This window comes from Pseudomonas sp. 14P_8.1_Bac3 (assembly GCF_025466085.1).
Taxonomy (GTDB): Bacteria; Pseudomonadota; Gammaproteobacteria; order Pseudomonadales; family Pseudomonadaceae; genus Aquipseudomonas.
This window is the reverse complement of the sequence record NZ_JANLOD010000001.1, coordinates 54,839-71,701: the sequence shown is the minus strand read 5'-3', so window position 1 is coordinate 71,701 and position 16,863 is coordinate 54,839. Positions and strand designations below refer to the sequence as shown.

Genomic DNA, 16,863 nt, shown 5'->3' with positions numbered 1-16,863 from the left:
AAGGGGTTTCGCACTTTAACCGATTGCGGTCGCGGCCTTCACCGTCGCTTCAACCTGAGGTGTCGGCGGATTCGCTGGCCAGGCTTTCACGTCCAGGTCCAGGTCCGCGAACTGGCTCGAATCGAACACCGGCGTCTTGATCCCGGCGGCACGCTGGTCATCGTAGTCCCGCAGGATGCGCATGCCGACCTTGAACAGCAGGAACAGCGCGATCAGGTTCACGAACGCCAGCACGGTCATGGTGATGTCGGCGAACGCGAACACCGTGCCGAGGTCCTCGATGGCGCCCCAGAAGATCAACACCAGCACCAGCGCGCGATAGCCCATCAGCGCCTTGCGGTTTTCACCGATCAGGAAACGCAGGTTGCTCTCGCCCAGGTAGTAGTTGTAGAGAATCGAGGTGAACACGAACAACGCCAGCGCCACGGAGATGAACATCCGGCCCCAGTCACCGACGACCGCGGCGAGCGAGTTCTGGGTCAGGGCAATGCCGTCGCCTTCGAAGCCCGGCGTGTAGAAACCCGAGAGCAGGATCAGCAACGCGGTGCAGGTGCAGATCACGAACGTGTCGAGGAACACGCTGAACGCCTGCACCACGCCTTGTGCCACCGGGTGCTCGACCGACGCCACGGCCGCGACATTCGGCGCACTGCCCAGACCCGCTTCGTTGGCGAACACGCCGCGCTTCACGCCCATGACGATGGCGCTGCCGATCAGGCCGCCAAAGGCTTGATCCAGACCGAAAGCACTTTTGACGATGGTCATCAGCATGGCGGGCACGTGGTCGAACTGCAGGACGATCACGTAGACGGTCACGCCGATGTACACCAGGGTTTTCACTGGCACCAGCAGGTCAGCGACCTTGGCGATGCGCTTGATCCCGCCGATGAACACCAGGCCTAGCAACACCGCCAGGGCCAGGCCGGTCCAGGTGGTGTCGAGGCCGAACGCGTTGTTCAGCGAATGGGTTACGGCGTGGGACTGCAGGCCGTTGAAGGCGAACCCGAAGGTCACCAGCAACAGGAACGCCATGATCATGCCCAACCAGCGTTTCTGCAGGCCGTGCTGGATGTAATAGGACGGGCCGCCGCGGTAGCTGCCGTCGGAATCGCAGCGCTTGTAGAGCTGGCCGAGGGAGCATTCGAAGAAGCTGCTGGACATGCCGACCAGCGCGGTCACCCACATCCAGAACACCGCCCCCGGGCCGCCCAGGGTCACGGCAATACCGACGCCGGCGATGTTGCCCGCGCCGACGCGGCCGGCGAGGCTGAGCATCAGGGCCTGGAACGAGCTGAGCTGGCCGGCGCTGCTTTTGAGGCTGTCGCGGAACACCGCGAACATGTGAAAGAAGTGACGCAGTTGAACGAAACGCGAGCGGATCGTGAAGTAGCTACCGAGCCCGACAATGAGCACGATCAGTACTTTCCCTGAGAGGAAGTCGTTAATGACTTCGAGCATGGAGTATTCCTCGCTGTTTTTTTAAGGCAAATGCTGGACGGGGCGAAGCATCGCGGTAAGGCGGATGTTCGTTATGGTTCCAAATTGCGGGTTTGTTATTAGTGGGGGTTCGCATGGGTTGTGGCCTCGCTACCGACGACCGCTCACGCGAAGAGGGGCGGCACTATACCGATCGATGCGGGGCCCGTCTGCACGCTTGTCGTGCATGTTGTTTACAACGGTGCTGCTTTTGGTGGGAGCGGGCTTGCTCGCGAAGACGGAGTGCCAGGCAATATCCAGTGGTGACTGGTACTCCGTCTTCGCGAGCAAGCCCGCTCCCACAGGTAAAGCGGTATTGCAAAACTCAAAAAAAAGGGCCTGAGGAATAAATCCCCAAGCCCTCAAAAGGTGAGAGGTGTCTAGTCCCTCGACCTGGTGAGCGGTGCTACCAATAACGCGTAAGGTCAGGCTTTAAGCGGAACCAGACGCGGAGCAATCATGTTTTCCGGGCGCAGGATGTCGGCGAGCATTTCTTCGTCGAGCAAACCTTCCTCGCGCACCAGTTCCAGCACGCCGCGGCCGCTTTCGAGGGCGATACGGGCGATGCGGGTGGCGTTTTCATAGCCGATGTACGGGTTCAGCGCGGTGACCAGGCCGATCGAGTGTTCGACCAGTTCACGGCAGCGGGCTTCGTTGGCGGTGATGCCGACGATGCAATGCTCGCGCAGCATGTCCATGGCGCGTTGCAGCAGGCGGATCGAGTCGAAGATCTTGAAGGCGATCAGCGGCTCCATCACGTTCAGTTGCAACTGGCCGCCTTCGGCCGCGATGGTCAGCGCCAGGTCGTTGCCGATGATCTGGAACGCCACCTGGTTCACGGCTTCCGGAATCACCGGGTTGACCTTGCCGGGCATGATCGAACTGCCTGGCTGACGCGCCGGCAGGTTGATTTCGTTGATGCCGGTGCGCGGGCCGCTGGACAGCAGGCGCAGGTCGTTGCAGATCTTCGACAGCTTGACCGCGGTGCGCTTGAGCATGCCGGAAAACAGCACGAAGGCGCCCATGTCGGAAGTGGCTTCGATCAGGTCTGCAGCCGGCACCAGCGGGTGGCCGCTGATGGTGGCCAGGCGCTGCACGGCCAGGTGCTGGTAACGCGGGTCGGCGTTGATGCCGGTGCCGATCGCGGTACCGCCCAGGTTCACTTCGGTCAGCAACTCAGGGGCCAGGGTCTTCAGGCGACCGAGGTCTTCACCCAAAGTAGTGGCGAACGCGCGGAATTCCTGGCCGAGGGTCATCGGCACAGCGTCCTGCAACTGGGTACGGCCCATCTTCAGGACGTGGCTGAATTCTTCACCTTTGGCGGCGAACGCCTGGATCAGGCTGTCGAGACTGGCCAACAGGGCGTCGTGACCCAGCAGCAAACCCAGGCGGATCGCGGTCGGGTAGGCGTCGTTGGTCGACTGCGCCATGTTCACGTCGTTGTTCGGGTGCAGGTACTGGTATTCGCCCTTCTGGTGACCCATGGCCTCCAGCGCGATGTTGGCGATGACTTCGTTGGCATTCATGTTGGTCGACGTGCCGGCGCCGCCCTGGATCATGTCCACCACGAACTCTTCGTGGAAATCGCCGCGGATCAATCGTGCACAGGCTTCGCTGATGGCAGCGTGCTTGGCTTCGCTCAGGTGACCCAGCTCGCGGTTGGCGTCAGCGGCGGCCTGTTTGACCATGGCCAGGCCGACAACCAGCTTCGGGTAATGCGAAATCGGAACGCCGGAGAGACGGAAGTTGTTCACCGCTCGCAGGGTCTGGATGCCGTAATACGCTTGAGCCGGTACGTCGAGTACGCCAAGCAGGTCTTTTTCTGTGCGGAAAGATGCAGCGGAGGACATGATAGAAATCATCTCGATAGGGACCCGGTCTGTGCCGGAACACTGCAAATGCTAGGCTTGTGGAGAATTTTCGGCCAATGCTGTTAAACACTGGCCTATGCACATTCGGCATAATAGGTGTGTGACGCTCTGTGTGCGGCGAGCGTGTGACCTAAATTGGTGCGTGTCCGGGAGGACGTGATGAATCTGGAAAGTAAATGGCTTGAGGACTTCAGTGCCCTGGCCGCCACCCGCAGCTTCTCCCAGGCTGCGGAACGCCGCTTCGTGACTCAGCCGGCATTCAGCCGGCGAATCCGCAGCCTCGAAGCCGCGCTGGGGTTGCAACTGGTCAACCGTTCACGCACGCCGGTCGAGCTGACGGCGGCGGGGCAGTTATTTCTGGTCACGGCGCGGACGGTGGTGGAGCAACTGGGTGAAGTGTTGCGCCATCTTCATCATCTGGAAGGCGGGCAGGGCGAAGTGATGCAGGTCGCCGCCGCCCACTCCTTGGCGCTGGGTTTCTTTCCACGCTGGATCGCCCAGTTGCGCAATGAAGGCTTGAACATTGCCACGCGGTTGGTGGCGACCAACGTCGGCGACGCGGTGCATGCCTTGCGAGAAGGCGGCTGCGACCTGATGCTGGCGTTCTATGACCCGGACGCGGCGATGCAGATGGACCCGGAAATCTTCCCGTCGCTGCACCTCGGTCACACGGAAATGCTTCCGGTGTGCGCGGCGGATGCCGCTGGCAAACCGTTGTTCGATCTGGAAGGCGAAGCCAGCGTTCCGCTGCTGGCGTACAGTGCCGGTGCCTTTCTCGGGCGCTCGGTAAACGGCTTGTTGCGCCAGCGTGCGCTACGGTTTACCACCGTGTACGAAACCGCCATGGCCGACAGTTTGAAAAGCATGGCGCTGGAAGGACTCGGGATTGCCTGGGTGCCGCAACTGAGCGTGCGCGCCGAACTGGCTCGCGGTGAGTTGGTGGTCTGCGGCGGCCCGCAATGGCATGTGCCGCTGGAGATTCGCCTGTATCGCTGCGCGCTGGTGCGCAAGGCGAATGTGCGGTTGTTGTGGCGCAAACTGGAAGGCGGCGCCGGTGCCTGACCCCGCCGGATGCCCCTTGTGGGAGCGAGCTTGCTCGCGATAGCGGTGTGTCAGTCGACATCAATGCCAGGAGGTGAGCCGCCATCGCGAGCAGGCTCGCTTCTACAGGTTTCTCTGGCTGACCTTCAGGTCAATAAAACCGCTGCTTTGCGCCGTATGACAGATGGTCGAATCGGGGGCTGTTTATCTGCTTCATTGAGGTATACTGCGCGGCCTTCGGCCGGTTCGTCCGGCCATTTTTCGTACAATCAAGCCACGCATTTTGCGTGGCTTGTTGTTTTTTGACGCGCCTGCGGGCGCCCAGAGAGAAGAGGCACGACGATGAGTGCACTGGTTGGCGTGATCATGGGCTCCAAGTCCGATTGGTCCACCCTTAGCCACACCGCCGATATGCTGGAAAAGCTCGGCATCCCTTACGAGGTGAAAGTGGTTTCTGCCCACCGCACCCCGGACCTGCTGTTCCAGTATGCCGAAGAGGCCGAGGCGCGGGGCATCGAGGTGATCATCGCCGGTGCCGGTGGCGCGGCACACTTGCCTGGCATGTGTGCGGCCAAGACCCACCTGCCGGTGCTGGGCGTGCCGGTGCAGTCTTCGATGCTCTCGGGCGTCGATTCGCTGCTCTCCATCGTGCAAATGCCCGCGGGCATTCCGGTCGCCACCCTGGCCATCGGCAAGGCAGGCGCGATCAACGCCGCGCTGCTCTCGGCGAGTATCCTGGGCGCCAAGCACCCGCAGTTCCATGAAGTGTTGAAAACCTTCCGTGCTGAGCAGACAGACAGCGTGCTGGACAATCCAGACCCACGCATCGCCTGAGGTTGTTGACGATGAAGATCGGTGTAATCGGTGGCGGCCAGTTGGGTCGCATGTTGGCGCTGGCGGGCACTCCGCTGGGCATGAACTTCGCTTTCCTCGACCCTGCGCCGGATGCTTGTGCCGCCGCGTTGGGCGAACACCTGCGGGCCGATTACGGCGATCAGGATCACCTGCGTCAGCTCGCCGATGAAGTCGATCTGGTGACCTTCGAGTTCGAAAGCGTCCCGGCCGAAACCGTGGCGTTCCTCTCGCAATTCGTCCCGGTTTACCCGAGCGCCGAAGCGCTGCGCATCGCTCGCGATCGCTGGTTTGAAAAGAGCATGTTCAAGGACCTGGGGATTCCCACCCCGGCGTTCGCCGACATCCAGTCGCAAGCCGATCTGGACGCTGCCGTGGCATCCATCGGTCTGCCGGCCGTGTTGAAAACCCGCACCCTGGGTTACGACGGCAAGGGCCAGAAAGTCCTGCGCACAGCGCAAGACGTAGTCGGCACGTTCGCCGAGCTGGGCAGCGTGGCGTGCCTGCTGGAAGGCTTCGTGCCGTTCACCGGCGAAGTCTCGCTGATCGCCGTGCGGGCTCGCGATGGCGAAACGAAGTTCTACCCGCTGGTTCACAACACCCACGACAGCGGCATTCTCAAGCTGTCCGTGGCCAGTACCGATCACCCCTTGCAAGCCCTGGCTGAAGACTACTCCAGCCGCGTGCTCAAGCAGCTGGACTACGTCGGCGTGATGGCGTTCGAGTTCTTTGAAGTCGACGGTGGCCTCAAGGCTAACGAGATCGCCCCGCGTGTGCACAACTCCGGGCACTGGACCACCGAAGGCGCCGAGTGCAGCCAGTTTGAAAACCATCTGCGGGCCGTCGCCGGTCTGCCGCTGGGTTCGACGGCCAAGGTCGGCGAGAGCGCGATGCTCAACTTCATCGGCAAAGTGCCGGAGACGGAGAAAGTCCTGGCCATCGCCGATTGCCATCTGCACCACTACGGCAAGGCGTTCAAGACCGGTCGCAAGGTCGGTCACGCCAACCTGCGTTGTGCAGATCGCGAAACGCTGGCCGCGCAGATCCTCAAGGTCGAAGCGCTCATCGCCGAATAGTTTCACGTGGCAGCGGCGGAACCATTGCGGTGTCGCCGTTCTCTGATGGCAGGATGCGAAAGTCTGACTAGGCTTTGGCATAACTACCAAATCAGAGGGAAATGCCATGGGAATTATCGGAACCATCTTTATCGGCTTGATCGTCGGCCTGCTGGCCCGGTTCCTGAAACCGGGTGATGACAGCATGGGCTGGATCATGACCATCCTGCTCGGTATCGGCGGTTCGTTGGCGGCCACCTACGGCGGGCAGGCCCTGGGCATCTATCAGGCTGGCCAGGGCGCGGGTTTCATCGGTGCGCTGGTCGGTGCGGTGATATTGCTGGTGATCTACGGCCTGATCAAAAAGAACTGATTCAGGTGACGAAGCCCTCTCTGCCAAACGCGTGGGGGGGGCTAGAATGCGCGGCGTTGCACCGTCCTTTCCTTTGCCGAGCACCTTCATGCGCCGTCTTTTGCTGACTCTTGTTTTACTGGGTTCGGGCTTTGCCCATGCCGGCGAACTGCCGGAAACCGACTGGCTCGAACTGATGCCCAAGTCGGACCAGAAAGCCCTCGAGGCCATGCCCGAAATCGATCACAACTCCCCCGAAGCCACGGGCACCTTTACCGAAAAGGGTGGCATGAAACAGAGCAAGGGCTTGCCGGCAGTGATGTACTCGACCAAAACCGTCGCGTCGATGAACGACAAGAACATCCGCATCGGCGGTTACCCGGTGCCGCTGGAGTCCGACGCCAAGGGCCGCAGCACGCTGTTCTTCCTCGTGCCTTACCCGGGCGCCTGCATCCACGTGCCGCCACCGCCGCCTAATCAGCTGGTGTTGGTGCGTTATCCGAAAGGCCTGAAGCTGAATGATATCTACACGCCGCTGTGGGTCACCGGCACGTTGAAGATCGAGAAGGTCAACAATGACCTGGCGGATGCAGCGTATGCGCTGGATGCGGCGAAGGTGCGGGTGGTGAAGGAGTCCGATTTGTAGGCGATCAAACCGTGGGAGCGGGCTTGCTCGCGAAGAGGCCGTAACATTCAACATCGTCGCTGACTGTTACACCGCCTTCGCGAGCAAGCCCGCTCCCACATTGGTAGTGCGGCGTCAGAGCGATTTGCTGGTGATGCTCACGCCCAGGGTATGGCTGGCTCCCGGCGCCAGCGTCACCACATCATCCATCACGTTCGCCGTCTCGATGCACAGCATCCGCTGCCAGCCATCGTCAGCCATGTCGCTGAATGCCGCCGCGCGTTCGATCCACGGGTTCCAGATTACTGCCGTGCGCGAACCGCTGCTGGTCAGCTCGATACGCCGTTCCCAGGCCGGGTCGACAATGCTGAGCTTCTGCGGCGTGTCGAGGTAGATGCGGTCGGTCTCGCCGGTAAAACGCAGGTCACCGCGCTGGGCCTTGGTTGTCCAGTCTTCAAGGGTCTCGATGTAGCTCAAGCCATCGACCCCTTCCACGTGAACATGGCGCACGTCGCTGACCGCGAAATAGCTGTGCAATGCCTGGCTGAGGGTGACGGTGTCGTTGCCCCGGTTGTGGCTGGCCAGGCTGATGTGCAGTTGCTCATCCAGACGGATGCTCAACGTCAGATCCACCTGATGCGGCCAACCCGGAAAGCCGCCTTCGGGGTAGGGCAGGGTGAATTCCACCTTCAGGCTTTCGCCTTCGGTTTCGATGCCGCCCAGCGCCCAGTCCATCGCCCGGACAAAACCGTGAGCGGCAGGCGGTTCCTCGCTGGTGCGCATCGCCTGGACGCTTGACGGATTGCGCGCCAGGTTGCCGAACCACGGCCAGCACACCGGCACGCCGGCGCGGATACTCTTGCCGGCCTTGAACACGGCTTCGTCGTTAAGCCAGATCAGCGGCGGTTGGCCGGCCAATTGATAACTGAGGATGTGCGCGCCTTGCTGGGCTACCAGCAACTCGGCCTGACCGTGGCGGATACGCCAGCAGTTCAGTTCATCCAGTTTCACGGCTTCAACGTTGGGCGTGCTCATGGGGCAACTCTCGATCGGCAACAGGACTGCAATGGACCGCTAAACGGTCCAGGCGTTTAACGCGCGCGTGGCGGAACCGAGCGGGTGCGACCGCTGCCGTCGATGGCAACGAACACGAACACGGCTTCAGTCACTTTACGCCACTCGCTCGACAGCGGATCGTCGCTCCAGACCTCGACCATCATCTGGATCGAGCTGCGGCCGATTTCCAGCGCCTGGGTATAGAACGAAAGCTGGGCGCCCACCGCGACCGGAACCAGGAACGCCATACGGTCGATGGCCACGGTGGCCACGCGACCGCCAGCGACTTTGCTGGCCATGGCGGTGCCGGCCAAATCCATCTGGGCGACCAGCCAGCCGCCGAAGATATCGCCAAAGCCGTTGGTTTCGCGTGGAAGCGCGGTGATTTGCAGGGCCAGGTCGCCTTGCGGGATTGGATCTTCCTGTTCGAGCTCTATCATGCCGGGGGTGCCTCTGACCCGTGACTCTCTATAAGTACTTCAAGGTGAATAGCCGTCTCCAGGAAAAACGATTCAGCCCCGAACATACTGCGTTCGTCACGTTTTTCGTAAGGCGCCTAAAGGGAAACTCTGCGAAACCGCCTGCTCACCGCGACAGGCGTTTTCGCACAGCAACCCTTTGAAGCTGTCGCAAGATCCCGAGTATATCGGTCGGTAGACTCCGAGACGACCATCCGGTTCTCATTTTGACGGTCAAATACGCGCCTCCCTGTGCTTTTTCGAACAATTTGTTATCGTGCCGGACCTGCCCAAGCCTCCGCCAGCGTTGTCGAGGTTGCAGATCCGTCTATAAGAGAAGCCCTTGCCATGACCCCAGCGCCTTCGAGCATCGCGCAGCCGACCCAGCCCGCACGACCGTTGACCCGCAATGACTACAAGACTTTATCGCTGTCCGCCCTCGGCGGCGCGCTGGAGTTCTACGACTTCATCATTTTTGTGTTCTTCGCCACGGTGGTGGGCAAGCTGTTCTTCCCCGCCGACATGCCCGAGTGGCTGCGGCTGATGCAGACTTTCGGCATCTTCGCCGCCGGCTACCTGGCGCGACCCTTGGGCGGCATCGTGATGGCGCACTTCGGCGACCTGCTGGGCCGCAAGAAGATGTTCACCCTGAGTATCTTCATGATGGCCGTGCCGACCCTGATCATGGGTCTGCTGCCGACGTACGCGCAGATCGGCATGTGGGCGCCGATCCTGTTGCTGCTGATGCGGGTGATCCAGGGCGCGGCGATTGGCGGTGAAGTCCCCGGCGCGTGGGTCTTCGTTTCCGAACACGTGCCGCAACGGCACATCGGCTACGCCTGCGGCACCCTGACCAGCGGTCTGACGGCGGGCATCCTTCTTGGTTCGCTGGTCGCCACCGCGATCAACAGCATTTATACCCCGGTGGAAGTCGCGGATTACGCCTGGCGGATCCCGTTCCTGCTGGGCGGCGTCTTCGGTCTGTTCTCGGTGTACCTGCGCCGCTGGCTGCACGAAACCCCGGTGTTCGCCGAACTGCAACTGCGCAAGGCCCTGGCCGAAGAAGTGCCGCTGCGCGCGGTGTTGCGCGACCACCGCGGCGCCATCCTGATTTCCATGCTGCTGACCTGGCTGCTGTCGGCCGGCATCATCGTGGTTATCCTGATGACCCCGACCGTGCTGCAGACGGTCTACCACTTCTCGCCAACCACCGCGCTGCAGGCCAACAGCCTGGCGATCGTATTCCTGAGTCTGGGTTGCGTGGGAGCCGGGGCGCTGGCTGACCGCTTCGGCGCCGGCCGAGTGTTTGTGTTCGGCAGCGGCGCGCTGCTGATCAGTTCGTGGACCTTCTATCACAGCCTGTTCAACCATCCCGACTGGCTGTTCCCGATGTACGCCCTGACCGGTTTGCTGGTCGGCACCATTGGCGCCGTGCCGTACGTGATGGTCAAGGCCTTCCCGGCGGTGGTGCGCTTCAGCGGGCTGTCGTTCTCCTACAACCTGGCCTACGCCATTTTTGGTGGCCTGACGCCGATGGTGGTGACGTTGCTGCTCAAGGAAAGCCCGATGGGGCCGGCTTATTACGTGGCCGTGCTGTGTGGCGGCGGAATTGTGGTGGGCGCGTATCTCTGGAAGAAGGGTCGCTGATTTCGACTTTTTATCGTCTGTACCGCTCCCAATCGCCAGCAGGCTGGCTCCCACACTGGAATGCATTTCAATGTGGGAGCCAGCCTGCTGGCGATTGGGGCCGCCTGGAATCATCCAGTAAAAACCCGAATGCTGGCCTTTCATCCAATTGTCATATTTCAGCCATAGAGTGTTCACACGGCCTGCTGATACTTGGCCCCGACTAACACACCCTATCTGCTAGGAGTAAGGCATGAAACTGAAGCGTTTGATGGCGGCAATGACTTTTGTCGCTGCTGGCGTTGCGACTGCCAACGCGGTTGCCGCTGTTGACCCGTCGATCCCGAGCTACACCAAGACCACTGGTGTGTCGGGCAACCTGTCCAGCGTCGGCTCCGATACCCTGGCCAACCTCATGACCCTGTGGGCTGAGAACTACAAAAAAGAATACCCGAACGTAAACATCCAGATTCAGGCCGCTGGCTCCGCCACTGCGCCACCTGCGCTGACTGAAGGCACCTCCAACCTGGGCCCGATGAGCCGCAAGATGAAGGACACCGAACTGGCTGCCTTCGAGCAGAAGTACGGCTACAAGCCAACCGCTATCCCGGTTGCCGTGGATGCCCTGGCTGTTTTCGTACACAAAGACAACCCGATCCAGCACCTGACCATGGAACAAGTCGACGCGATCTTCTCGTCCACTCGTCTGTGCGGCGCGAAAACCGAAGTGAAAACCTGGGGTGACCTGGGCGTGACCGGCGACCTGGCCAACAAGCCAGTGCAACTGTTCGGCCGTAACTCGGTATCCGGCACCTACGGCTACTTCAAGGAAGAAGCCCTGTGCAAAGGCGACTACAAGCCAAACGTCAACGAACAACCAGGTTCGGCTTCGGTCGTGCAGTCGATCAGCTCCTCGCTGAACGGCATCGGTTACTCGGGCATCGGTTACAAAACCGCTAGCGTGAAGACCGTGGCACTGGCCAAGAAAGGCAGCACTGACTTCATCGAAGACACCGAAGAAAACGCCCTGAACGGCAAGTACCCGCTGTCGCGTTTCCTCTACGTTTACGTCAACAAGGCCCCGAACAAGCCTCTGGCCCCGCTGGAAGCCGAGTTCGTGAAACTGGTTCTGTCGAAACAGGGCCAGGAAGTGGTCGTGAAAGACGGCTACATCCCACTGCCAGCCAAGGTTGCTGCGAAAGCACTGGCTGACCTGGGTCTGCAAGAAGGCGGCGCTGAAGTCGCAAAAAAGTAACACCCTAGGCCCGGGGCACGCCCCGGACCTGTGTAGGAGCGAGCTTGCTCGCGATGGTTTTTCAGACACCGCAAGTGTGTTGGATCAACGATTTTCGCGAGCAAGCTCGCTCCTGCAAGGGCCGACGGTTGCCATTAAGGCAGCCCGGCCCACCCCCCAAATTTTTGGTCCGCTGCCAGTACCTACAGGCGGCGGATTTGTTGCGTCACTGCATTGTCATCTTTCTGTCATACAGGATCGCTAGGGTGTGCGCATGAATGATCTGGCCAATTCCACCATGACTACAAATCCCCCCAAGCGAATTGATTTCAATACGCCTGAGTTGCAACGCAAACGGCGCATCCGCGCGCTCAAAGATCGCCTGACCCGCTGGTACGTCCTCATTGGCGGCCTCGCCGTGCTCGGCGCGATCACCCTGATTTTCTTCTTCCTGGCCTACGTGGTCGCGCCGCTGTTCCAGGGTGCCAGCCTGACCGCCAAGGACGCCATCACCCCAGCCTGGATGCAGGACGCCGGCAAGCCGCTGATGATCTCCCTGGAAGAACAGAACCAGGTCGCCATGCGGGTTTCCGACAAAGGACAGGCGCTGTTCTTCGACATCGACAGTGGCGCCGAACTGAAGCGCGTCGATCTGCCGGTTCCGGCTGGGGCCAGCGTCACCTCCATCGGCGAAGACCAGCCCGGTCATCCGCTGGTCGCCGTGGGCTTCTCCAACGGTCAGGCCCTGGTATTCCGTCACACCTATAAAGTCAGCTATCCCGATGGCAAGAAGACCATCACGCCGGCCGTCGAATACCCTTACGGCGAAACGCCGATCGCGCTGAACGAGGCGGGCGGTGCGCTGGAGCATGTCAGCCTCAACGCCACTGATTCGACCCTGATGCTGGTCGGTTCTACCGGTTCGCAACTCAATGTCCTTTCGCTGACCAGCGAAGAGAACATGATGACCGGCGAAATCACCAACGAGCAGAAGCGCATCGAGCTGCCGCAGATGACCGAGCCGGTGAAGAACATCTTCGTCGACCCGCGCCAGCAGTGGCTGTACGTGATTAACGGTCGTGCCCAGGCCGACGTGTTCAGCCTGCGCGACAAGAGCCTCAATGGTCGCTACAAGCTGCTCGAAAATGGCGATGCGCAAATCACCGCCAGTACGCAACTGGTGGGCGGTATCTCGCTGATCGTCGGCGATTCCACAGGCGGTCTGGCCCAATGGTTCATGGCCCGCGACCCCGATGGCGAACTGCGCCTGAAGCAGATTCGCACGTTCCAGATGGGCACCACGCCGATCGTTGAAATCACCGCCGAAGAACGTCGCAAAGGCTTCATCGCCCTCGATGCGTCCGGCAAGCTCGGCGTGTTCCACAGCACCGCGCACCGTACCTTGCTGGTGGATCAGGTCGTGGAAGGCCAGGGCCTGTTCGGTCTGTCGCCACGGGCCAACCGTGTGATCGTCGAAGCCGGCGGCAAGATTCAACCGCTGCTGCTCGATAACCCGCACCCGGAAGTGTCCTGGAGCGCGCTGTGGAGCAAGGTCTGGTACGAGAACTACGACGAGCCTAAATACGTCTGGCAATCGACGGCGGCCAACACCGATTTCGAACCGAAACTGAGCTTGTCGCCGCTGACCTTCGGCACCCTGAAAGCCGCGTTCTACGCCATGCTGCTGGCCGCGCCACTGGCCGTTGCCGCGGCGATCTACACCGCGTACTTCATGGCCCCGGGCATGCGCCGCAAGGTCAAACCGGTGATCGAACTGATGGAAGCGATGCCGACGGTGATCCTCGGTTTCTTCGCAGGCCTGTTCCTCGCCCCTTATGTAGAAGGGCACCTGCCGGGCATTTTCAGCCTGCTGATGCTCTTGCCGATTGGCATCCTGGTGGCCGGTTTCGCCTTCAGTCGCCTGCCTGAATCGCTCCGCCTGAAAGTGCCGGACGGTTGGGAAAGCGCGATTCTGATTCCGGTGATCCTGTTCGTGGGCTGGCTCTCGCTGTACATGAGCCCTTACATGGAAACCTGGTTCTTCGGCGGCGACATGCGCATGTGGATCTCCCACGACCTGGGCATCACCTACGACCAGCGCAACGCACTGGTGGTGGGTCTGGCCATGGGCTTCGCGGTCATCCCGAACATCTACTCCATCGCCGAAGACGCCGTGTTCAGCGTGCCGCGTGGCCTGACCCTGGGTTCGCTGGCGCTCGGTGCCACGCCGTGGCAGACCATGACTCGCGTGGTGATCCTCACCGCCAGCCCGGGCATCTTCTCGGCATTGATGATCGGCATGGGCCGTGCGGTCGGGGAAACCATGATCGTGCTGATGGCCACGGGTAACACCCCGGTCATGGAAATGAACCTGTTCGAAGGTCTGCGAACGCTGGCCGCCAACGTCGCGGTGGAAATGCCCGAATCGGAAGTCGGCGGCAGCCACTACCGCGTGCTGTTCCTCTCGGCGCTGGTGCTGCTGTTGTTCACCTTCGTCATGAACACCCTCGCGGAACTGATTCGTCAGCGTCTGCGCAAGAAATACTCGTCGCTTTAAGAAAGGTAGAAGTCTGTGAAACAGAACTCCCTGAATGGATGGTTCAAGAGCGGCGCCCCCGGCGTCTGGATCAGCGGTGGCGCGGTGTCCATCGCGGTCATCATGACCATTGGCCTGCTCGCGGTAATTGCCGTGCGCGGTCTGGGTCACTTCTGGCCGGCGGACCTGATTCATGCCAGCTACGACGTGCCGGGCCAGGCCAATCACCTGGTCATCGGCGAAGTGGTACAGAAAGAAGAAGTGCCGCGTGAGCGTCTGAAAAGCGCTGGCCTGCCGGTGCCCGATCAGGGCCCGGAGTTCATGACCCGCGAGCTGATCAAAGTCGGCAACCGTGACCTGAACGGCAACGACTTCACCTGGATCGTCGGCGAGTGGCTGACGAACCAGAAGACTCCGCCCGAGCTGATGGCCATTGAACGTCGCGAGTGGGGGAATTTCTACGGCTACCTGGTCAACGTCAAACAGGACGGCAAGGTCATCGCGGAAGGCGAGGCGGCGTGGCCTGAGTTGCAGGCCCGCGTTGCCCGCGTCAACCAGCTCGCGGCACAGCTCAAGACCCTGGAAAAAGTCGACATCGGCGCGATCAACGCCGGCCTCGAACGCATCCGGCTGCACGGTCGCAAACTGGAGTTGGCCGGCAAGCTCGACGCCACCGCGCAAGCGGACATGGAATCCGAGCGTGCCGAGCTGAACGCGCGTTATCAGGACATCGAAGCCCGTCTTGCCGACCTGCATGCCCAGTTCAACCGCGACAGCCTGACGGCCCGCGATGCCAACGGCAAAGAGATCGTGATCGACATCGGCAAAGTGGTTCACGCCTACCAGCCGAACGCCATGGGCACGATGACCAAGATCGGTTTCTACTTCAGCAAGGTCTGGGAATTCCTCAGCGACGACCCGCGTGAAGCGAACACCGAAGGCGGGATCTTCCCGGCGATTTTCGGCACCGTGATGATGACCCTGATCATGGCGATGATCGTGACGCCGTTTGGCGTACTGGCGGCGGTTTACCTGCGTGAATACGCCAAGCAGAACGCGCTGACGCGGATCATCCGCATCGCCGTGAACAACCTGGCGGGCGTTCCGGCAATCGTGTACGGCGTATTCGGCCTGGGCTTCTTCGTGTACGTGCTGGGCGGTTCGGTCGACCGGTTGTTCTTCCCTGAAGCGCTGCCGGCACCGACCTTCGGTACGCCGGGCCTGCTCTGGGCGTCCCTGACCCTGGCGCTGCTGGCGGTGCCCGTGGTGATCGTCGCCACCGAAGAAGGCTTGGCGCGGATTCCTCGCACCGTGCGTGAAGGCTCGCTGGCCCTCGGCGCGACCAAGGCGGAAACCTTGTGGAAGATCGTGCTGCCGATGGCCAGCCCGGCGATGATGACCGGCATGATCCTCGCCGTGGCCCGCGCCGCCGGCGAAGTGGCGCCGCTGATGCTGGTAGGTGTGGTGAAACTGGCACCGTCGCTTCCACTGGACGGCAACTACCCGTACCTGCACCTTGACCAGAAAATCATGCACCTGGGCTTCCATATTTATGACGTCGGCTTCCAGAGCCCGAACGTCGAAGCCGCACGACCGCTGGTGTACGCCACAGCGCTGTTGCTGGTGCTGGTGATCGCGACGTTGAACCTGTCGGCCGTTTACATCCGCAACCACCTGCGCGAGAAATACAAAGCGCTGGATAGCTGATTTCTTATGTGGGAGCCAGCCTGCTGGCGATGGCATCACCGCGGTTTCACAGATGAACCGCGTTGCCTGAATCGCCAGCAGGCTGGCTGCCACAAAAACCGAACCGAATTTGTCAGCACAGGGAGCCTCCCATGCAGCACGAAACTCATACCCACGGCATCAACATGTCCGCCCTGGGCCGCGACAAACAGAGCCTGAGCCTGGCGCAGGAAACCGTGGCCATCGAAGTGCCGGGCCTGAGCCTGTTCTACGGCGAGAAACAAGCGCTGTACGACGTCAGCATGAACATCCCGAAACAGCGCGTGACCGCCTTCATCGGCCCGTCCGGCTGCGGCAAGTCCACGCTGCTGCGCACCTTCAACCGCATGAACGACCTGGTTGACGGTTGCCGCGTAGAAGGCGAGATCAACCTGTACGGCAACAACATCTACCGCAAGGGCGAAGACGTGGCCGAGCTGCGTCGTCGCGTCGGCATGGTGTTCCAGAAGCCGAACCCGTTCCCGAAAACCATCTACGAAAACGTGGTGTACGGCCTGCGCATCCAGGGCATCAACAAAAAACGCATCCTCGACGAAGCCGTTGAATGGGCGTTGAAAGGCGCGGCGTTGTGGGACGAAGTCAAAGACCGCCTGCACGAGTCGGCACTGGGCCTGTCCGGTGGCCAGCAGCAACGTCTGGTGATCGCGCGCACCATCGCCGTGGAACCGGAAGTGCTGCTGCTCGACGAACCGTGCTCGGCACTCGACCCGATCTCCACGCTGAAAGTCGAAGAGCTGATCTACGAACTGAAATCGAAATTCACCATCGTCATCGTCACCCACAACATGCAACAGGCCGCGCGGGTTTCCGACTACACGGCGTTCATGTACATGGGCAAACTGGTGGAATTCGGCGACACCGATACCCTGTTCACCAATCCGGCGAAGAAGCAGACCGAAGACTACATCACCGGTCGTTACGGCTAGCAAGCGGTT

14 protein-coding genes are annotated in these 16,863 nt (G+C 61.2%); 10 read left to right on the top strand and 4 right to left on the bottom strand.

Annotation, left to right across the window (positions count from 1 at the left end; translation table 11 throughout):
• Positions 1-15: 15 nt before the first annotated feature.
• Entirely contained in the window at positions 16-1,458 is a 1,443-nt protein-coding gene (locus NTD84_RS00330) for an alanine/glycine:cation symporter family protein (protein ID WP_262162622.1), read from the bottom strand.
• 443 nt (positions 1,459-1,901) lie between these two features.
• Positions 1,902-3,326 carry an aspartate ammonia-lyase gene (gene aspA, locus NTD84_RS00325; protein ID WP_262162621.1) on the bottom strand — a complete coding sequence of 475 codons (1,425 nt, stop codon included), beginning with the start codon at positions 3,324-3,326 and terminating at the stop codon, positions 1,902-1,904.
• 180 nt (positions 3,327-3,506) lie between these two features.
• On the opposite strand from aspA, the gene NTD84_RS00320 reads away from it, so the two are divergent.
• The 5 genes from NTD84_RS00320 (at position 3,507) to NTD84_RS00300 (ending at position 7,293) form a co-directional block, all read left to right on the top strand.
• On the top strand, positions 3,507-4,409 hold the full coding sequence (locus NTD84_RS00320) for a LysR substrate-binding domain-containing protein (protein ID WP_262162620.1): 903 nt from the start codon (positions 3,507-3,509) through the stop codon (positions 4,407-4,409).
• Between the two features lie 321 nt (positions 4,410-4,730).
• Positions 4,731-5,222 (top strand): 5-(carboxyamino)imidazole ribonucleotide mutase, encoded by a 492-nt coding sequence (gene purE, locus NTD84_RS00315; protein ID WP_090326730.1) that lies wholly within the window; start codon positions 4,731-4,733, stop codon positions 5,220-5,222.
• A gap of 11 nt (positions 5,223-5,233) precedes the next feature.
• On the top strand, positions 5,234-6,316 hold the full coding sequence (locus NTD84_RS00310) for a 5-(carboxyamino)imidazole ribonucleotide synthase (RefSeq protein ID WP_262162619.1): 1,083 nt from the start codon (positions 5,234-5,236) through the stop codon (positions 6,314-6,316).
• Between the two features lie 106 nt (positions 6,317-6,422).
• Complete coding sequence (locus NTD84_RS00305; protein WP_019580396.1) at positions 6,423-6,668, top strand: GlsB/YeaQ/YmgE family stress response membrane protein; 246 nt, start codon at positions 6,423-6,425, stop codon at positions 6,666-6,668.
• 88 nt (positions 6,669-6,756) lie between these two features.
• Positions 6,757-7,293, top strand: a complete 537-nt coding sequence (locus NTD84_RS00300; RefSeq protein ID WP_262162618.1) for a DUF3299 domain-containing protein — start codon at positions 6,757-6,759, stop codon at positions 7,291-7,293.
• 114 nt (positions 7,294-7,407) lie between these two features.
• Here the strand turns inward: NTD84_RS00300 and NTD84_RS00295 are convergent, their stop codons facing one another.
• Together NTD84_RS00295 and NTD84_RS00290 are read right to left on the bottom strand one after the other, a co-directional pair.
• A complete protein-coding gene (locus tag NTD84_RS00295; RefSeq protein ID WP_262162617.1) occupies positions 7,408-8,307 on the bottom strand; it encodes a D-hexose-6-phosphate mutarotase in 900 nt (299 codons plus the stop codon).
• Positions 8,308-8,363: 56 nt separating this feature from the next.
• Positions 8,364-8,768: an acyl-CoA thioesterase gene (locus tag NTD84_RS00290; RefSeq protein WP_007896491.1), complete on the bottom strand. Its 405-nt coding sequence runs from the start codon at positions 8,766-8,768 to the stop codon at positions 8,364-8,366.
• A gap of 366 nt (positions 8,769-9,134) precedes the next feature.
• On the opposite strand from NTD84_RS00290, the gene NTD84_RS00285 reads away from it, so the two are divergent.
• The 5 genes from NTD84_RS00285 (at position 9,135) to pstB (ending at position 16,854) form a co-directional block, all read left to right on the top strand.
• Positions 9,135-10,433, top strand: a complete 1,299-nt coding sequence (locus tag NTD84_RS00285; protein ID WP_262162616.1) for an MFS transporter — start codon at positions 9,135-9,137, stop codon at positions 10,431-10,433.
• A gap of 232 nt (positions 10,434-10,665) precedes the next feature.
• Positions 10,666-11,667 (top strand): phosphate ABC transporter substrate-binding protein PstS, encoded by a 1,002-nt coding sequence (locus NTD84_RS00280; RefSeq protein WP_262162615.1) that lies wholly within the window; start codon positions 10,666-10,668, stop codon positions 11,665-11,667.
• Between the two features lie 502 nt (positions 11,668-12,169).
• On the top strand, positions 12,170-14,203 hold the full coding sequence (locus NTD84_RS00275; RefSeq protein ID WP_262162627.1) for an ABC transporter permease subunit: 2,034 nt from the start codon (positions 12,170-12,172) through the stop codon (positions 14,201-14,203).
• 15 nt (positions 14,204-14,218) lie between these two features.
• Positions 14,219-15,889 carry a phosphate ABC transporter permease PstA gene (gene pstA, locus NTD84_RS00270; protein WP_262162614.1) on the top strand — a complete coding sequence of 557 codons (1,671 nt, stop codon included), beginning with the start codon at positions 14,219-14,221 and terminating at the stop codon, positions 15,887-15,889.
• Between the two features lie 131 nt (positions 15,890-16,020).
• On the top strand, positions 16,021-16,854 hold the full coding sequence (gene pstB, locus NTD84_RS00265) for a phosphate ABC transporter ATP-binding protein PstB (RefSeq protein ID WP_262162613.1): 834 nt from the start codon (positions 16,021-16,023) through the stop codon (positions 16,852-16,854).
• Positions 16,855-16,863: the final 9 nt, after the last annotated feature.

What these genes read in the sequence shown, in the direction of transcription:
- NTD84_RS00330 (WP_262162622.1), bottom strand. Translation starts at nt 1,458, where the DNA reads ATGCTCGAAGTCATTAACGACTTCCTCTCAGGGAAAGTACTGATCGTG.
- aspA (WP_262162621.1), bottom strand. Translation starts at nt 3,326, where the DNA reads ATGTCCTCCGCTGCATCTTTCCGCACAGAAAAAGACCTGCTTGGCGTA.
- NTD84_RS00320 (WP_262162620.1), top strand. Translation starts at nt 3,507, where the DNA reads ATGAATCTGGAAAGTAAATGGCTTGAGGACTTCAGTGCCCTGGCCGCC.
- purE (WP_090326730.1), top strand. Translation starts at nt 4,731, where the DNA reads ATGAGTGCACTGGTTGGCGTGATCATGGGCTCCAAGTCCGATTGGTCC.
- NTD84_RS00310 (WP_262162619.1), top strand. Translation starts at nt 5,234, where the DNA reads ATGAAGATCGGTGTAATCGGTGGCGGCCAGTTGGGTCGCATGTTGGCG.
- NTD84_RS00305 (WP_019580396.1), top strand. Translation starts at nt 6,423, where the DNA reads ATGGGAATTATCGGAACCATCTTTATCGGCTTGATCGTCGGCCTGCTG.
- NTD84_RS00300 (WP_262162618.1), top strand. Translation starts at nt 6,757, where the DNA reads ATGCGCCGTCTTTTGCTGACTCTTGTTTTACTGGGTTCGGGCTTTGCC.
- NTD84_RS00295 (WP_262162617.1), bottom strand. Translation starts at nt 8,307, where the DNA reads ATGAGCACGCCCAACGTTGAAGCCGTGAAACTGGATGAACTGAACTGC.
- NTD84_RS00290 (WP_007896491.1), bottom strand. Translation starts at nt 8,768, where the DNA reads ATGATAGAGCTCGAACAGGAAGATCCAATCCCGCAAGGCGACCTGGCC.
- NTD84_RS00285 (WP_262162616.1), top strand. Translation starts at nt 9,135, where the DNA reads ATGACCCCAGCGCCTTCGAGCATCGCGCAGCCGACCCAGCCCGCACGA.
- NTD84_RS00280 (WP_262162615.1), top strand. Translation starts at nt 10,666, where the DNA reads ATGAAACTGAAGCGTTTGATGGCGGCAATGACTTTTGTCGCTGCTGGC.
- NTD84_RS00275 (WP_262162627.1), top strand. Translation starts at nt 12,170, where the DNA reads ATGCAGGACGCCGGCAAGCCGCTGATGATCTCCCTGGAAGAACAGAAC.
- pstB (WP_262162613.1), top strand. Translation starts at nt 16,021, where the DNA reads ATGCAGCACGAAACTCATACCCACGGCATCAACATGTCCGCCCTGGGC.